The organism is Thermodesulfovibrio sp. 3907-1M, from assembly GCF_040450955.1.
In the GTDB taxonomy this organism is placed as follows: domain Bacteria; phylum Nitrospirota; class Thermodesulfovibrionia; order Thermodesulfovibrionales; family Thermodesulfovibrionaceae; genus Thermodesulfovibrio; species Thermodesulfovibrio autotrophicus.
In genome coordinates, this window is record NZ_CP144373.1 from 1,896,843 (window position 1) to 1,912,966 (window position 16,124).

The 16,124-nt window shown below is 36.8% G+C and carries 23 protein-coding genes; 8 read left to right on the top strand and 15 right to left on the bottom strand.

What is annotated here, in order from left to right:
* Position 1: 1 nt before the first annotated feature.
* Positions 2 to 418: a DNA polymerase ligase N-terminal domain-containing protein gene (locus V4D30_RS09905; RefSeq protein ID WP_353684164.1), complete on the top strand. Its 417-nt coding sequence runs from the start codon at positions 2 to 4 to the stop codon at positions 416 to 418.
* Here V4D30_RS09905 and hslO read toward each other — a convergent pair.
* From hslO to xerC, 12 genes are all read right to left on the bottom strand, one after another.
* On the bottom strand, positions 405 to 1,268 hold the full coding sequence (gene hslO / locus V4D30_RS09910; RefSeq protein ID WP_353684165.1) for an Hsp33 family molecular chaperone HslO: 864 nt from the start codon (positions 1,266 to 1,268) through the stop codon (positions 405 to 407). The genes V4D30_RS09905 and hslO overlap by 14 nt on opposite strands.
* Positions 1,261 to 2,043 carry an SAM-dependent chlorinase/fluorinase gene (locus V4D30_RS09915; RefSeq protein WP_353684166.1) on the bottom strand — a complete coding sequence of 261 codons (783 nt, stop codon included), beginning with the start codon at positions 2,041 to 2,043 and terminating at the stop codon, positions 1,261 to 1,263. Before V4D30_RS09915 ends, hslO begins: the two co-directional genes overlap by 8 nt.
* Positions 2,015 to 2,923, bottom strand: a complete 909-nt coding sequence (locus tag V4D30_RS09920; protein ID WP_353685171.1) for a dihydroorotate dehydrogenase — start codon at positions 2,921 to 2,923, stop codon at positions 2,015 to 2,017. Before V4D30_RS09920 ends, V4D30_RS09915 begins: the two co-directional genes overlap by 29 nt.
* Positions 2,923 to 3,669: a dihydroorotate dehydrogenase electron transfer subunit gene (locus V4D30_RS09925; protein ID WP_353684167.1), complete on the bottom strand. Its 747-nt coding sequence runs from the start codon at positions 3,667 to 3,669 to the stop codon at positions 2,923 to 2,925. Before V4D30_RS09925 ends, V4D30_RS09920 begins: the two co-directional genes overlap by 1 nt.
* Positions 3,662 to 4,135: a transcription elongation factor GreA gene (gene greA / locus V4D30_RS09930; protein WP_353684168.1), complete on the bottom strand. Its 474-nt coding sequence runs from the start codon at positions 4,133 to 4,135 to the stop codon at positions 3,662 to 3,664. The genes V4D30_RS09925 and greA overlap by 8 nt, the downstream gene beginning before the upstream one ends.
* A 104-nt stretch (positions 4,136 to 4,239) precedes the next feature.
* Positions 4,240 to 4,575: a cupin domain-containing protein gene (locus tag V4D30_RS09935; protein WP_353684169.1), complete on the bottom strand. Its 336-nt coding sequence runs from the start codon at positions 4,573 to 4,575 to the stop codon at positions 4,240 to 4,242.
* Positions 4,576 to 4,588: 13 nt separating this feature from the next.
* The gene (gene rlmD, locus V4D30_RS09940; RefSeq protein WP_353684170.1) at positions 4,589 to 5,758 is read right to left on the bottom strand and encodes a 23S rRNA (uracil(1939)-C(5))-methyltransferase RlmD; all 1,170 of its coding nucleotides are present in this window, start codon (positions 5,756 to 5,758) and stop codon (positions 4,589 to 4,591) included.
* A complete protein-coding gene (locus tag V4D30_RS09945; protein WP_353684171.1) occupies positions 5,755 to 6,339 on the bottom strand; it encodes an FmdE family protein in 585 nt (194 codons plus the stop codon). Before V4D30_RS09945 ends, rlmD begins: the two co-directional genes overlap by 4 nt.
* Positions 6,329 to 7,018 (bottom strand): septal ring lytic transglycosylase RlpA family protein, encoded by a 690-nt coding sequence (locus tag V4D30_RS09950; protein WP_353684172.1) that lies wholly within the window; start codon positions 7,016 to 7,018, stop codon positions 6,329 to 6,331. The genes V4D30_RS09945 and V4D30_RS09950 overlap by 11 nt, the downstream gene beginning before the upstream one ends.
* Positions 6,990 to 8,339, bottom strand: a complete 1,350-nt coding sequence (gene hslU / locus V4D30_RS09955) for an ATP-dependent protease ATPase subunit HslU (protein WP_353685172.1) — start codon at positions 8,337 to 8,339, stop codon at positions 6,990 to 6,992. Before hslU ends, V4D30_RS09950 begins: the two co-directional genes overlap by 29 nt.
* Complete coding sequence (gene hslV / locus V4D30_RS09960; protein ID WP_353684173.1) at positions 8,330 to 8,863, bottom strand: ATP-dependent protease subunit HslV; 534 nt, start codon at positions 8,861 to 8,863, stop codon at positions 8,330 to 8,332. The genes hslU and hslV overlap by 10 nt, the downstream gene beginning before the upstream one ends.
* The gene (gene xerC / locus V4D30_RS09965; RefSeq protein ID WP_353685173.1) at positions 8,864 to 9,769 is read right to left on the bottom strand and encodes a tyrosine recombinase XerC; all 906 of its coding nucleotides are present in this window, start codon (positions 9,767 to 9,769) and stop codon (positions 8,864 to 8,866) included.
* Positions 9,770 to 9,894: 125 nt separating this feature from the next.
* Between xerC and V4D30_RS09970 the strand changes: the two genes are divergently transcribed.
* The 7 genes from V4D30_RS09970 to tadA are packed head-to-tail and all read left to right on the top strand — an operon-like array spanning position 9,895 to position 13,755.
* Positions 9,895 to 10,992: an inositol-3-phosphate synthase gene (locus V4D30_RS09970; RefSeq protein ID WP_353684174.1), complete on the top strand. Its 1,098-nt coding sequence runs from the start codon at positions 9,895 to 9,897 to the stop codon at positions 10,990 to 10,992.
* A gap of 1 nt (position 10,993) precedes the next feature.
* Positions 10,994 to 11,569 carry a CDP-alcohol phosphatidyltransferase family protein gene (locus V4D30_RS09975; protein WP_353684175.1) on the top strand — a complete coding sequence of 192 codons (576 nt, stop codon included), beginning with the start codon at positions 10,994 to 10,996 and terminating at the stop codon, positions 11,567 to 11,569.
* Between the two features lie 36 nt (positions 11,570 to 11,605).
* A complete protein-coding gene (locus V4D30_RS09980) occupies positions 11,606 to 12,013 on the top strand; it encodes a DUF948 domain-containing protein (protein ID WP_353684176.1) in 408 nt (135 codons plus the stop codon).
* Positions 12,014 to 12,015: 2 nt separating this feature from the next.
* On the top strand, positions 12,016 to 12,333 hold the full coding sequence (locus V4D30_RS09985) for a YtxH domain-containing protein (protein ID WP_353684177.1): 318 nt from the start codon (positions 12,016 to 12,018) through the stop codon (positions 12,331 to 12,333).
* Positions 12,333 to 12,683: a hydrogenase maturation nickel metallochaperone HypA gene (gene hypA, locus V4D30_RS09990; RefSeq protein ID WP_353684178.1), complete on the top strand. Its 351-nt coding sequence runs from the start codon at positions 12,333 to 12,335 to the stop codon at positions 12,681 to 12,683. Before V4D30_RS09985 ends, hypA begins: the two co-directional genes overlap by 1 nt.
* The gene (gene hypB, locus V4D30_RS09995) at positions 12,680 to 13,324 is read left to right on the top strand and encodes a hydrogenase nickel incorporation protein HypB (protein WP_353684179.1); all 645 of its coding nucleotides are present in this window, start codon (positions 12,680 to 12,682) and stop codon (positions 13,322 to 13,324) included. Before hypA ends, hypB begins: the two co-directional genes overlap by 4 nt.
* Positions 13,291 to 13,755 carry a tRNA adenosine(34) deaminase TadA gene (tadA, locus tag V4D30_RS10000; protein WP_353684180.1) on the top strand — a complete coding sequence of 155 codons (465 nt, stop codon included), beginning with the start codon at positions 13,291 to 13,293 and terminating at the stop codon, positions 13,753 to 13,755. Before hypB ends, tadA begins: the two co-directional genes overlap by 34 nt.
* Here tadA and glyA read toward each other — a convergent pair.
* From glyA to V4D30_RS10015, 3 genes are read right to left on the bottom strand one after another with little or no spacing between them, the layout of a single operon-like run.
* Positions 13,749 to 14,987 (bottom strand): serine hydroxymethyltransferase, encoded by a 1,239-nt coding sequence (gene glyA, locus V4D30_RS10005; protein ID WP_353684181.1) that lies wholly within the window; start codon positions 14,985 to 14,987, stop codon positions 13,749 to 13,751. The two genes, tadA and glyA, sit on opposite strands and share 7 nt — an antisense overlap.
* Positions 14,984 to 15,436, bottom strand: a complete 453-nt coding sequence (gene rpiB, locus V4D30_RS10010; protein ID WP_353684182.1) for a ribose 5-phosphate isomerase B — start codon at positions 15,434 to 15,436, stop codon at positions 14,984 to 14,986. The genes glyA and rpiB overlap by 4 nt, the downstream gene beginning before the upstream one ends.
* Positions 15,437 to 15,473: 37 nt before the next feature.
* On the bottom strand, positions 15,474 to 16,124 hold the full coding sequence (locus V4D30_RS10015) for a hypothetical protein (protein WP_353684183.1): 651 nt from the start codon (positions 16,122 to 16,124) through the stop codon (positions 15,474 to 15,476).

Consider the following 16,124-nt stretch of genomic DNA (forward strand, 5'->3'; position numbering starts at 1 on the left):
CATGCCCTATTTTGTTGTCCATGAGCATCATGCAAAAAAGCTTCACTTTGATTTAAGACTTGAAAAGGATGGAGTACTCAAATCATGGGCAATTCCAAAAGGTCCTTCAATGAACCCTAAGGATAAGCGTCTTGCCATTCAGGTGGAAGACCATGCACTGGAGTATGGTAATTTTGAAGGAGTTATTCCCGAAGGGCAGTATGGAGCTGGAGAAGTCTATATCTGGGATAGAGGTAGTTACAGCACTGTAAAAGGCTCTCCTGAAGAGGGGCAGTGGGAGATTTTTATGGAAGGTGAGATTTTAAAGGGAAACTTTGTTTTAGTGAGACTTAAAGGAAAATCAGATGAGTGGCTTTTTATTAAGAAAAAGGACAGATTTGCTGATTACAATTTTAAACTGAAGCTTAAATCTCCATGAGAAGACTCTGTAATTCTTCTACAGTTACCTTATATTTTTTCTTACAGAAATAGCATTCAACCTCAACTGTTTCACCTTCATCAATCATTTTTTGAATTTCTTCTCTTCCAAGAGTAATAATTGCACTGATAACTCTATCTTTTGTACATGGACAGAAGTATGCCACACTGCCTCTATGAAGAACCTCAATGGGAAGTCCTACGGCTTCTTCAAGAATTCTTAGACAATCCATTCCCTGCAGTATCATTGATGAAGCTGATGGAGTTTGATAAAGCTTTCTTTCAAGAAAATCAATTATCTCAGCCCTTGTTTCAGGCATTGTCTGAATCATAAATCCACCTGCTGCCTTAACTGAATTGTCTGGTTCTACATAAACTCCAAGAGAGACTGCTGAAGGAATTTGTTCAGAAACATTCAAATAATAGGCAAGGTCTCTTGCAATCTCACCTGTTTGAAGTGCCACACTGCTCTGGTAGTATTCTCTTAAACCAAGGTCTCTTATCACATTTAAAAAGCCTTTACCTATTGCCCTTCCCACATCAATCTTCTCATTTTTCAATCCCATGTAAATATGAGGTCTTTTAACATAGGCACGAACTCTGTAAAGAAAGTCTGCTTCAGCAACAACTTCTTTAAGAGGTCCGTCACCTTTTATCTGAATCATTACTTTTTGTCTGTCCTTAAGTGTTGATGCCAAAAGAAGGCTTCCCGCAATAACCCTTCCCATAGCTGCAGTTGCTGTGGGCCAGGTATCATGAATTTTTCTTGCATACTCAACTGTTTCTGTGCAAATCGTTGCTACAACTAAAACATGCTCATCCTTTATTAATCCCTTTAGGACTTCATCCATCTAAAAAAGCCTCCACAGTCTGTTTTTTCTCTAAGCTTAGAGTTTTTTTAGCATTACCCATGTAAATGAATATCTCAATAAATCCATCACTGTTTATAACTGCTGCAGGTTTATGGGGATACTGTGAATAAAAGCTTACCACTGGAAGTATTAACTCATTAATTTTTATTTGCCTTATTTTTTTACCCTCTGGCTTTATATTGGTTATCGCGTTGCCGAATCTGTCAATGTAAACTATTTTACCAACAATTTTGTCATCAAAGCCCTGAATATCATAAAGAGTTTTGAAGACTTTAATATCCTTTGCAGGACCTCCGAATTCATTTATTTCAATACCCTTTGAAAGCCATGCAGCAGCTGGTGCAAAAACATCTCTACCCTGAAAAGTAGGACTTTTTCTTAAAAAGTATTTTTCATTTTCAATGGACACAGCATAGAAAGGCTCCTTTAAAATATAACTGAGAATACCATTATCAGGTGCAACAAAGTAGTGCCCCTGTGATTTCACTATTAAAGCTTTTCTCTGAGATCCCACTTCTGGATCAACAACTGCTATGTGAATGCTTCCTTCAGGAAAATACTGAAAACTCTCATACAGAACAAAAGCAGCATCTTCAACTGACTGAGGTTCAATTTCATGAGTAATGTCAACTATTCTTACATGCGGGTTTATACTTAAAATAACTCCTTTCATCTGTCCAACAAAAGGATCTTTTAAACCAAAATCTGTCAGAATCGTAATTATTTTACTGGATGAAGCTTCCAATGATTTCATTTACATCTTTTATTTTTTCTTCAATCAAAAACTGTTTGATTCCCTCAATTATTTCAACTGTTGCCTGAGGATTTATAAAATTAGCTGTTCCCACCTGAATAGCTCTTGCTCCAACAATTAAAAACTGTAATGCATCCTCTGCAGTAACAATTCCTCCTATTCCAATCACTGGAATTTTAATAGTCTGTGAAGCTTCCCATACTGCTCTTAATGCTATGGGCTTTATTGCAGGACCTGAGAGACCTCCTGTGGAAGTTCCTAACATACTTCTACGGGTTTTTATATCAATAACCATTGCAGGAATTGTGTTAATCAGAGAAACAGCATCGGCACCTTCATCTTCACAGATTTTTGCCATTAAAGCAACATCTCCTTGAGGACTTAGTTTTACAATTAATGTTTTTTTTGTAATGGCTCTAACTTCCTTTACAGCTTTTTTCAGCAGCTCGGGTTCCAGCCCCATTCTTCTCCACTCACTGTCTTTGTTAGGGCATGAAACATTCATCTCAAGAGCATTAATCTCTTGCAGGGAATCAAGTAAACGAGCCATTTCAATATATTCTTCAAGATTTTCACCGAAAAAATTAACTATTATGTTAGTGTTAAACTTTTTCAAAAATGGAAGTTTTTCTTTCTTGAATTCTTCAAATCCTATGTTTTGTAATCCGATGGAGTTAATCATTCCACAGGCAGTCTCATAAATTCTTGGAGGAGGATTTCCCTGTTTTGGCTGCAGGGAAAGCCCTTTTACAACAACTCCGCCTAAAAGATTGAGATCAACAAACTGGGAATACTCAAGTCCGTATCCAAATGTGCCAGAAGCTGTTAAAACAGGATTTTTAAAAGTAAGATTACCTATTTTAACTTCTAAGGATGGCATCATAACAAAAGCTCCTTAATCTCAAAAACAGGTCCATCCGTACAAACTCTTTTAAATCCCTGCTTTGTTTCTATTACGCAGCCAAGACATGCACCAACTCCGCAAGCCATTCTCTCCTCAGTAGCTACATAACATGGTTGAGCTTCGTTAACTATCTTTTTAAGCTCTTTTAGCATTACCATAGGTCCGCACGCATAAATGGGCAAGGATAAACTTTTGCCTTTTTCTTTAAATAGCTCTGTAACAACGCCTCTGTACGTATATGATGTTTCTTTTTCTGTGGAAATATAAACATGCTTTGCAAGCTCTTTTAACTCTTCATAAAAGAGTATCTCGTTTTCGTTTCTTACTCCGTAAAAAAGATGCGCCTTTTTAGGAAATTTTTTAATTAGATAATAAACTGAAGCAAGTCCGATTCCTCCTGCAATTACTATAAAGTCTCCCTGAGGAAAGGGATACCATTTTCCAAACGGACCTGTAACAGTCAGAAGCTCATCTTTTTTAAGTTGACTCAGTATCTTTGTTCCCTTTCCTTTTACTCTGTATAAAAATTTTATTTCACCACAGACATGGTCAAAAATGCTAAACGGCCTTCCAAGAAGGGGGTCAAGTCTGTGATTTAACCTTAGAATGCAGAACTGTCCTGGTTTTGTTTCAATGTTCTCAGGAATTTCAAGGGATATTAAATAAATCTCCTCTGTAACTGCTTCGTTAGTTATTATTTTTGATTTAAATAACTTATTCAAAGCTTATAGAGATAATTTCGTAATTAATTGTTCTTGCAGGAGCCTTTATTGTAACCTGATCGCCAACTTCCTTCCCTATTAAAGCCTTTCCTACAGGTGAAGTAATTGAAATTTTTCCATTTTTTACATCTGCTTCATCAGGACCAACAAGATGAAACTCTTTTTCTTCATCTGTATCAAGGTCAACCACCTTTACTTTTGCACCAAAGGCAACTTTGTTTTGATTTATCTTTGATGGCTCAATTACATAAGCACGGGAAAGCTTTGCCTGAAGTTCTTGAATTCTTCCTTCAATAAAAGATTGTTTTTCACGGGCAGCATGATACTCGGCATTTTCTGATAAATCTCCGTGAGCACGGGCTTCTGAAATTGCCTTTATTATTGCAGGACGCTCAATTTTTATCAGTCTGTCAAGCTCACTTTTGAGTTTTTCATAACCCTCAGGTGTCATTGGAATTCTATCCATTATTCAAGAGTCCTCCGTCAGTGTTCATTTTATTTTACATTATTTAATTTAGCAAAATTATAACATTTCAGTAAAGCATTAAGAATTCTCAAGTTATTACAGTTTTACCACAGAGCTGGAGCGTGAACAACATAGCATTTCAGTAGAGTTTTAGCCTTCAGTCCGTGTAGTTCCCTGCTACCAATGGCTATGATATCACCTTTTTTTACTGGTTGCCAGTCATTGTTAATATACATATCACCTTCACCTTCAATTATAAAAATGCTGTCTACTTCTTTTTCATGGGTGTGCAAAGGGATTTCAACTCCTGAATCAAGTTCAAGTATTATGATGCTTAACTCCGGATACCTGTCCTTTGTAACTACATAACCAACTTTTACTCCACTAAACTTAGGATGGGGATTCATCTGAACTTCACTTAAATTAATTTTTAATGCCATGGTAATTCCTCCTTTATTCAATCTTCATTAAAGCCACATTTTCAATGTGATATGTCTGGGGAAACATGTCAACTGGTTGAACTTCTATGAGTTTGTATCCCTTTTCCCTTAAGTATTTCAAGTCTCTTGCAAGGGTGGATGGTTCGCAGGATACATAGATTATTTTTTTAATCTTTTTTTCAGAAATTGCTTCAAGGACTTCTTTCATACATCCAACTCTTGGTGGATCAAGAACTATAGCATCTGCATCAATGCTATGCTCATTTAAGGCTTCTTCAGTTTTTTTACAAAGATAGTTGATGTTATCAAAATTTTTAATGTTTATCTGAGCATCTTTATAAGCAGAGCGGCTTTCTTCAATGGCAATAACTTTGTCTGCTTTTTTTGCTAAAAAAACTGTAAATGTTCCGACTCCAGCATAGGCATCTATAATTACTCTGTCATCTCTGTCTATGTATTTCAGAACTGTCTCAATAAGTTTTTCTGCTTGGTAGGTATTTACCTGAAAGAACGAAGGTGCTGATATAAGGAATTCATGTTCAAAAAGTTTTTCAGTATAATTTTTCTGTCCTGTTTCAATTTCTTCAGTATCCATTTCAGGCTGAACAAGCCACTGTCCTGTGTTTACTCCATATCTTATTGTAACATTGTGGGTTTTTCTCTTTGGTGTTTTACCCTGTAGAGTAGCAAGAATTTCATTTATTTTTTGATGCAGCAGGAAGCAGTGCTCTACATGAATAAATTTATGGCTTGCTCGCATTTTAAATCCCAGAAGCCTCTGTCTGTTTATGGAAAAATCAGCCCTATTACGGTAATTGTAAAAAGGCTCTGCTTTAATTGTAAGAAGTGTAAACTCTTCAGGATTTTCAAAACCTCCAATTCTTTTAAGCTGCTCCATCACAACAATTTCTTTCAATTTTATTTGATAGCTGTATGCCACGTGCTGAAAACTACAGCCACCACACACTCCAAAGAGTTTACACGGAGGGTCTTCTCTAAAAAATGATGGTTCAACTACATCAACAATCTCTGCTCTAAGATAGTCTCCTTCATCTTTTACTATTTTAGCTTTTACTGTTTCTCCTGGAATTGCGTAAGGAACAAATACCACTTTACCATCATACTTACCAATTGCCTCACCAAGATGTGCCATACCTGTAAGTTGAATTTCTATCTCTTTCATAAATATGCCTCAAAGCAGGGAATGCACAGGATTTTTCCATCCAGTATTCTTGCTTTTGCCTCTGCAACTTTTTCTCCGCAGTTTGCACATCTCAAGCTTTTAAAAATTCTTGCTTGCCTTGGTGGATCAATCTTAGGATAGGTAATTTTAAGAATTTTCTCTTTTTCTGCATTGAGAATCTGCTTTATTTTCTCTGCTTTTCTTTTATTTACGAATTCAACAACCTCAGTGGAGCTGTCTCCCTGCATAAATCTTTGCCATAGTGCTTTTTCATCTTCAGTTTCCTTGAATTCAAAATCAATTGAGATTCTTACAGTTTTACCATTTCTTCTGTTAAAGAATGTGTAAACCTGTTTTCCATAATCCTTAAAAATCAAGTTTCCCTTTCCAAAAGTGCATCCTGTGACAACCTGAATGGCATCAACAGCGCAGGAATCATTCTCCACTATGCATACAATTTCCTCATCACTGGAGCGGTCTTTGACTCCAAGTTCTTCCAGCGCTGCAGTGGACACTCTATATCCAAGTGCAAGCCCTGGGCAGCTATGCCCGTGAAATTTTACTACATCTTCAAATTTCATCTTTCCCTCCTGTAAAATTGGTGATGATTACCTTATATCCTTCCTGTCCCATTAATTTTGCTAAGCTGTATGCTTCGTCATAGTTTGTAAACTTTCCAACTCTGACTCTATAAAAGGTTTCTCCTCTCAGCAGTACTTTATTTATGTAAACATTTTGATATTTAAGATTCAAAGCCTGCTTTAGTCTCATTGCATTTTCAATTTCACGAAAAGCTCCTACCTGAATTGTTAACAGCCCGGATGTAGGAGTATATTTTACATATCTTACATAGCTCATGTCTCGTCCAATAGGTTGCATTAAGACTTCTGCTGTGCCTGGTCCGATTAGACCAATTTTTTTTGCCGATGCATAGGACAAATCAAGATCTCTTCCCGGGATAAAAGGACCTCTGTCATTTACTGTGCATACAACATCTTTTCCATTCTGAAGATTTACAACCCTCAGCCTTGTTCCAAAAGGATATTCTCTGTGCGCACATGTGTAATCATACATGTTATATGTTTCTCCTGATGCTGTTGGTCTTCCGTGAAAATCTGCTCCATACCAGGATGCAATTCCTTTCAGTGATCCCTCTGGCACATATTCTATTTCAGGAGGCTTTTTAGGAGTGCAGGAAAACAGTATAAATACCAGCAGTACTATTTTTAACTTATAAAATGTATCTGCTGAGATCCTCACTTTTGATTATCTCACTCAGTTTTTCTCTTACAAACTTTGCATCAATCACTATTTTCTGTCCTCTTAGCTCTGAAGCATTAAAAGATATATCTTCAAGAAGTTTTTCCATTACTGTATGAAGCCTTCTTGCTCCAATATTTTCTGTTTTTTCATTTACCTGCTGGGCTATCTCTGCAATTTCTTCAATTCCATCACTGGTAAACTCAAGATGAACATCTTCTGTTCCCAGAAGGGCAATGTATTGCTTTATAAGTGCATTGTCAGGCTCTGTAAGAATTCTTACAAACTCCTCTTTACCAAGGGAGCTTAGCTCAACCCTTATTGGAAATCTTCCCTGCAATTCAGGTATAAGATCAGAGGGTTTTGCCACATGGAAAGCTCCAGCAGCAATAAAGAGAATATGATCAGTTCTTACAGGTCCATATTTTGTTGTGACTGTGGAGCCTTCAACAATGGGAAGAAGGTCTCTCTGAACACCTTCCCTTGATACATCAGGACCGTAGGAGCTTCCACGAGAAGCAATTTTGTCAATTTCATCAATAAAGACGATTCCTGTTTGTTCAACTCTTTCAATTGCCTCCTTTGTCACCTTATCCATATCAATAAGTTTATTTGCCTCTTCCTGAGTGAATAAGTGAAGGGCTTCTCTAATTTTTACCTTCTTTCTTTTTACTCGTTCCGGTAAAAAACTGCCAAGCATTTCTTTAAGGTTTATTTCTATCTCTTCCATAGCAACATTTGATATGATACCGAAAGGCACAACTTTTTCTTTTAAATCAATCTCAATATAACGGTCATCAAGAACTCCTTGTCTTAGTTGTTTTCTGAGTTTTTCTCTCGTTTCTTTATACCTTGTTTTTTCTTCTGCTGCTTCATCCATCTGTCTTGAGTATCCTGGTTGAGGTAAAAGTATATCAAGAACTCTTTCTTCTGCCATCTGTTTTGCCTTCTCCTGCACTCTCTCAGTATGTTCCTGTTTAACCATATTCATTGCCACTTCTGTAAGGTCTCTGATTATTGATTCCACATCTCTTCCAACATATCCTACTTCTGTAAATTTTGATGCCTCCACCTTTATAAATGGAGCATTTACAAGCCTTGCAAGTCTTCTTGCAATTTCAGTTTTTCCAACTCCTGTAGGACCGATCATCAATATATTCTTTGGCAAAATCTCATCTCTCAACTCTTTGGGAAGCTTTTGTCGGCGGAATCTGTTTCTCAATGCTATTGCCACTGCTTTTTTTGCCTCAATCTGTCCAATAATGAATTTATCAAGCTCTTCAACTATTTTTTTAGGTGTAAGATTTTCCATCAGCTTAATTCCTCCAGTATTATTTGATTGTTAGTATAAATACAGATTTTAGAAGCAATTTCCATTGCTTTTAAAGCAATTTCCTTTGCTGAAAGCTCCGAGTTTTCATAAAGTGCCTTTGCTGCTGCAAAGGCATAGGGACCTCCAGAGCCAATTGCTGCTACAGGGTCTTCTGGTTCAATTACATCTCCATTTCCGGAAATAATTAAGATGTGCTGTCTGTCTGCTACAATTAACAGTGCTTCAAGCCTTCTAAGGATCCTGTCCGTTCTCCAGTCCTTTGCAAGCTCAACAGCAGCTCTCAGGAGGTTCCCTTTATATGTTTCAAGTTTTCCTTCAAATCTCTCAAAGAGTGTGAAAGCATCTGCAGTAGAGCCTGCAAAACCTGTAATAACCTGACCATTGTAAAGTTTTCTTATTTTTCTTGCATTATGTTTTAGCACAGTATTCCCCATCGTTACCTGTCCATCAGATGCCATAATTACAGAATCATTTCTTTTTACGCATAACACTGTTGTTCCATGAAACTCCATTTATTTTTCCTCCTTTGAAAGCGGATGCGATTTATCGTACACATCCATTAGATGTTTTAAATCAATGTGAGTATAAATCTGAGTTGTAGAAAGAGAAGCGTGTCCGAGAAGTTCCTGAATTACTCTTAGATCAGCACCTTCCATGAGCATATGACTGGCAAAGGTGTGTCTTAAGGTGTGAGGTCCAATTTTTTCAGGAATTCCAATGGCTTTTGCATATCTTTCAACAACTCTCCGTACCTGTCTATCGGAAATTCTTTTGCCGCGATTGTTTATGAAAAGTGGAGACTCCTCTGCAACCAATTTTTTCTTAATTCGCAAAATCTGTCTTACTGCAAGATATTTTTTCAATGCTTCTCGTGCTTTCTGCCCAATAGGAACTATTCTTTCCTTTCTTCCTTTTCCTCTCACTTTTATCAGTCCTTCTTTTAAATCTACATCGTCCATGTTTAACCCACAAAGCTCACTTACTCTTATTCCGCTGCCATAAAAAACTTCAAGAATTGCCTTGTCTCTTTGAGCTGTAAATTTATCTTCACCTGGTGCTTCAACAAGCCTGAAGGCATCATCAACAGTAAGGAATTTCGGCAGACTCCTCTTTGTTTTAACTGATGCAACGACCCTTGCAGGATTAACTTTTATAATTCCCTCTGAATATAGATAGGAGAAAAAGGATCTTAATGTGGAAAGTTTTCTTGCTACCGTTGTTTTTGATTTGCCCTTTAATATCTGCTCTGAAATAAAGCCTCTCACTGTGACAGGTTCAACCTGCTCAGGTTCTATTTTAGCAAAGTTAAAAAACTCTTCCAAATCCTTTTTGTAAGCTCTGATGGTATGGACAGAGTCTCCTTTTTGAAGTCTTATATAATTTAAAAAATTATTTATGCAGGAGTCAGTTTTATTCATCTTCAAAAAATATTGTAAAATCCGATGATAAATTAAATCAACAGCTTTATGCTTGACATAAAGGCATTTATTAGTTTATAAAAATTTGTTTTAGCATTTTTAACAGAAAAATTAAGGAGCATGGAATGGGTAAAATAAAGCTTGCTATTGTGGGAGTAGGAAACTGTGCAAGTGCTCTTATTCAGGGAATTGAGTATTATAAAAAATACAATGCCATGGACCAGGTTCCTGGACTTATGCATTTCAATTTAGGAGGTTATGTTCCAGGAGACATAGAAGTTGTAGCAGCTTTTGATATAGATGAAAGAAAGGTGAACAAGCCTCTCAGGGAAGCTGTTTTTGCCAAGCCAAACTGCACAAAAATATTTTATCCAGATTTACCCGATTATCCTGTAAAAGTCTCTATGGGACCTGTTTTTGATGGTTTTGCTGAACACATGAAGAATTATCCTCCAGATAAAAGATTTATTCCAGCCAATGAAGAGCCTGCAGATGTTGTCAGGATTTTAAAAGATTCAGGTGCTCAGGTAATGGTAAGTTATTTGCCTGTTGGTTCAGAAAAAGCCACCCGCTTTTATGCACAGGCAGCTTTAGATGCAGGTGTTGCTTTTATAAACTGTATTCCTGTTTTTATTGCCTCTGATGATGAATGGATCAAAAAATTTGAAAGCAAAAATCTTCCAATAATAGGAGATGACATTAAAAGTCAGATAGGTGCAACGATTGTTCATAGAGTCCTTACAAAGCTCTGCATGGACAGAGGAGTAAAAATAACGAATACCTATCAACTTAATGTAGGAGGCAACACTGACTTTTTAAATATGCTCAATCGTGAAAGACTTTCATCAAAAAAGATTTCAAAAACAGAGGCTGTAACAAGTCAGATTTTACATGAGATTACCAATGAACATGTTCACATTGGTCCTTCTGATTATATTCCGTGGTTAAATGACAATAAAATATGCTTTCTAAGAATTGAAGGTGAAATTTTTGGAAATGTTCCGATTAATCTTGAACTAAGACTTTCTGTTGAGGATTCTCCTAACAGTGCTGGTGTTGTAATTGATGCAATAAGATGCTGTAAATTAGCCCTTGACAGGAAAATTGGCGGGCTGCTCATATCAGCATCTGCTTACTTTATGAAGCATCCAAGAGTTCAATACCCTGACGAAGTGGCAAGAACTATGGTGGAGGAGTTTATAGAAGGCAAGAGGGAACGATAACTTGCTCAGTGAGAAATTCAGTCATCTATTAGACAAACCATTAACACCTTTAGCAAAAGCCTTGCCTGTTAATCCAAATATTATTACTTTTATAGGAATGCTTGTTACAGCATTATCAGGATTCATAATTCCTTTTAATCTCTTTCTGGGCGGAATTTTCATTCTTGCTGGAGGCGCCTTTGATCTTGTTGACGGAATAGTGGCAAGGGTTAATGGAAGAGCAACAAGATTTGGAGCTCTGCTTGACTCTACCTTTGATAGAATTGCCGATGGATTTATATTTATTGGGATAGCATGGTATTTTTTCAGGCTCAATCATGATATTGCTTTGATTATTGCTCTTTTATGCATGATAGCCTCTTATCTGATCTCCTATGTAAGAGCAAGGGCAGAAGGTTTAGGAGTGTCATGTAATGTGGGCATAATAGAAAGACCCGAAAGATTGATTTTTCTTGCCTTTGGTTGTTTAACGAATCTGATATATCCTGTGTTAATAATTCTTACAGCATTGAGCTGGATAACGGTAATTCAAAGAATTCTTTATGCCAGAAAGCAGATTAAATATTTGCCTCAATGATATTTAAAATGTTATCCTTTTTTAAAGGAGGCAGAAATGAGTGATACATTGATAGTCTTGCTGAGCATAGGATATTTTCTCGCAACTGTTAGTCTTATTGCTGCACTTATTTTTCTCATTGTTGTTGCTGTTGAATTAAGAAGAGGGATTAGTGCATTAAAAGAATTTATTAATTCAACAAAGTCAAAATTAGACCCTGCTATTTTTGAAACTGAAAAGGTTATTCAGGGTGTCAGAGCATCGGTGGATGATGTAAATGAGGTAACCAGAAAAGTTAAAGAACTTTCGCAGGCTGTAGAGAAATTAACCTTTCTCATGTCTGAAGTTGTAAATGCTGTTGAAAGGATAAAAAGTTCTGTCTCTCTAAGGAGCAGTGCTTTAAAAACAGCATTAAGTGTGGCAACTAATGTTTTTTTAGAGAATTTAAAGAAAGGAGGTAAATAAAAATGGATGAAGAAAGAGGATTCAGCGCAAAATCAGTGTTTTTATCATTTTTACTTGGTGGCATTGTAGGAGCAGGGCTGGCTTTGCTTTTAGCTCCACAGTCAGGGAAAGAGACAAGAGCTAAGATTAAAGAAACAGCTGAGGATGTAAAAGAAAAGGCTGAAGGTTACCTGAAAGAAGCAAAGGGAAAAGTAGCAGGCATTCTTGATAAAGCTAAAGAAACTCTTGAAGAGAAAAAATCAGCCATTACAAAAGCAGTTGAAGCAGGGAAAGAAGCTTATGAAAAGGAGCTGTCTAAGGACAAGGAGCAGGAAGGCTGATGCACGAGGCATCCATTGCCTATGAATTGCTCAATATTGCAGTGAATGAGTGTTCTAAAAATGGATACAGTAAGATAGACACAATCAAAGTTGTGGTAGGCAGAGCAACGGGTGTAATGACCGATGCTTTGCTTTTTGCTTTTAATGTTTTAAAGGAAGATACAGTTGCAAAGAATGCTACATTGATAATTGAGGAACTTCCTGTAAGAGGAGTGTGTAAGGAGTGTGGAAAAGAGTTTGAAAGTAATGAAAACTATATTATTTTTGAATGTCCGCATTGTGGAAGCTTTTCAGTAGATTTAATTTCAGGCAAAGAACTTAACATAATTGAGATGGAGGTTAGCCAATGAAGGTGAAGTTAACAACAAAAATTCTTGATGCCAACGAAAGAATAGCAGAAGAAAACAAAAAAATGTTCAAAGAAGCAGGGGTTTATGTAATAAATCTCATGAGTTCTCCTGGTGCAGGAAAAACTTCTTTACTTGAGAGAACAATTGCAGCAATAAAGGATAAAGTGAGAGTTGGAGTTATTGAAGGTGACATTACTGGAACAAATGATGCTGAAAGAATAGACCGTCTTGGCGTTCCTGTGGTTCAAATTAATACTGAAGGAGCGTGTCATCTTGATGCGAACATGATAGCTGATGCAGCAAAGGAGCTACCACTTAAAGATCTGGATGTTTTATTTATTGAGAATGTGGGGAATCTCGTATGTCCAGCAGAATTTAAAGTTGGAGAAGATGTTAAAGTAATGATTTTAAGCCTCACCGAGGGAGATGACAAGCCTCTTAAGTATCCTCTCATGTTTCAGGAATCCTCTGTCTTGATTATTAATAAGATTGACCTCAGGGATTTACTTGATGTAAGTATTGATAAAATCAAAAAAGATGCTCAATTCTTAAACCCCGGAATCAAGATATTTGAAGTATCATGCAAAACAGGGCAGGGTATTGATGAGTGGACGAACTGGCTTCTGACGAATATTTCCTGAAAGAAGCATTAAAAGAAGCGGAAAAGGCATATGCACTTGGTGAGGTTCCTGTTGGTGCTGTTATAGTTGTGGATGGTAGAATCGTTGCAAGAGCTCATAACATAAAAGAAACAACTAATGATCCTACTGCTCATGCAGAAATGCTGGCAATCAGGCAGGCAGCAAATGCTCTTGATGCATGGAGACTTACAGAGGCAACTCTTTATGTAACAAAAGAGCCATGTATAATGTGTTCTGGTGCTATAGTTCATGCAAGAATAAAAAGAGTTGTCTATGGATGTAGTGATCCGAAAAGTGGAGGAGCAGTCAGTCTTTACAGAATTCTTCAGGATCCAAGACTAAACCATCAAGTTGAGATAACAGCCGGCATTCTTGAAGAAGAATGCCGTGCTGTTTTGCAGAGATTTTTTAAGGAATTGAGAAATCAATAAATGGGGAATCTTTTACAGAGTGCCTGAACTTTTTTTTTCATATCCTTTATCACTGACTCATTTGATATATTTTTTATAACTCTTTCAATAATCTCAGCAATTTCCTCCATCTCCTGTTCTCCCATCCCTCTTGTTGTCACACAGGGAGTTCCTATTCTTATACCAGAAGTAACCGTAGGAGGCTTTGTGTCAAAGGGAATGGTATTTTTGTTTACTGTTATTCCAGCTTTATCCAGGGCTTCTTCAGCTTCTTTCCCAGTAATGTTAAAATTCGTAAGATCAACGAGCATGAGATGATTGTCTGTTCCATCAGATACTAATTTAAAGCCCTTTCTTTTTAATGCCTCTGCGAGGGTTTTTGCATTTTTTACAACCTTTTTCTGATATTCTTTAAACTCCTCTGATAGAGCTTCCTTAAAGGCAACAGCTTTAGCTGCAATTACATGGACCAGAGGCCCCCCCTGAATTCCCGGGAAAACAGCTTTATCAATGGCTTTTGCAAACTCCTCTTTACACATTATGACGCCACCTCTTGGACCTCTGAGAGTTTTATGAGTTGTTGTTGTTATAAAATCAGAATAGGGGACAGGAGAAGGATGAATTCCTGTGGCAATAAGTCCAGCGATATGTGCAATGTCTGCCATCAAGTAGGCGTCAACTTCTTTTGCTATTTCAGCAAAAGCTTTAAAATCAATAATTCTTGGATAGGCGCTCGCACCAGTAATGATTATTCTTGGTTTGTGTTCATGGGCAAGTCTACGAACCTCCTCCATGTCAATGTATCCAGTATCTTTGTTTACACCGTAAAATACTGTTTTGTAAAGCTTACCTGTAAAGTTTACAGCAGAGCCATGAGAAAGATGCCCTCCATGAGGAAGGCTCATTCCCATTATTGTATCTCCAGGTTTTAATACGGCAAAGTAAACTGCCATGTTTGCCTGTGTTCCAGAATGGGGTTGAACATTTACATGTTGAGCATTGAAAAGTTGCTTACATCTTTCCTGGGCAAGTCTTTCCACCTCATCAGCATACTCACAACCACCATAGTATCTTCTGCCAGGATATCCTTCAGCATATTTATTTGTAAAAAGACTGCCCTGAGCTTCCATAACTGCTCTACTTGCATAGTTTTCTGAAGCTATCATGAGGATTTTGTTGCTCTCTCTCTTTTTTTCCTTCAGTATTAACGAATAAATCTCAGGGTCAACTTCTTTTAATGATTTTGTTTTCATCTATCAATGACCTTCCTTTCTATAAGATTTATTTTTTCAAGCCTTCTTATGTGTCTTCCACCTTCAAAAGAAGTGTTAAACCAGACATTTACTATTTCCATTGCAAGGTCCTTTCCTACAACTCTTCCACCAATGCAGAGAATATTGGCATCATTGTGAAGTCTGGACATTTTTGCTGTAAAAAGATCATTACAGAGAGCTGCGCGGACATTTTTAAACTTATTTGCAACAATTGACATGCCTATGCCTGTGCCGCATATCAGAATTCCTCTTTCAACAGCACCATCAGATACAGCTTTTGCAACAGCCTCTGCATAATCTGGATAATCAACAGAGCATGAGGAGCCTGTTCCCATATCAATAACTTCATGTCCCATTTTTTTCACCATATGGGAGATAACTTCTTTTAATTCAAAACCTGCATGATCAGAACCAATAGCAACCTTCATGTTGAGTATTATATATGATTAAGCTGATTTTAGTAAATTATGCGGATTTTTTCATGCTCAATGACTGTAAAATTTCAACAATTGAGAGATTTATTGCTTCACTTTTCCTTAATTCTTCCATATCAAGCTGTGGCTCTCCACAGATGTCTACACCAATTATTTTGGTAATTAAATTAATCTTTGAAATAAAATTAAAAAGTTGTTGTGGTGTTACTTTCCCCTGTGTCCAATTCGTGTTTAAATACTTCTTATCAATGATGTCCTTGTCTATGCTCAGATATACTGGAAGCATAAAACAAGGGGTTGTTTCAATATTTGAAGAGTTTATGTAGAAGATTTCTTTAAGATTTTTAATAAAACCTGCCCTGTAAATCCATGAATCACATCTTATAATATCTTCATTAGAGGCTCTCATATCAAGATGATTATCAATGACTACAAGAGCAAAGTATTCTCTTATTCTTTTAAGAAAAAGGAAGGAGATGTAATGGTAATCCCCTTTACCGATAAAAGTTATTAAAGAATGATGAAGAGGAATTCTTTCTTCAATAAACTTCAGACGCTCTTGTGGACACATAAATTTTGTTTCTTTAAGAAAGCGTAAGTCTATCTCTACAAAAGCTTTTTTTCTTAAATTGCGTTGATAAAAGTATGTATCATCAAAATGAAGTATCAGTACATGATACAT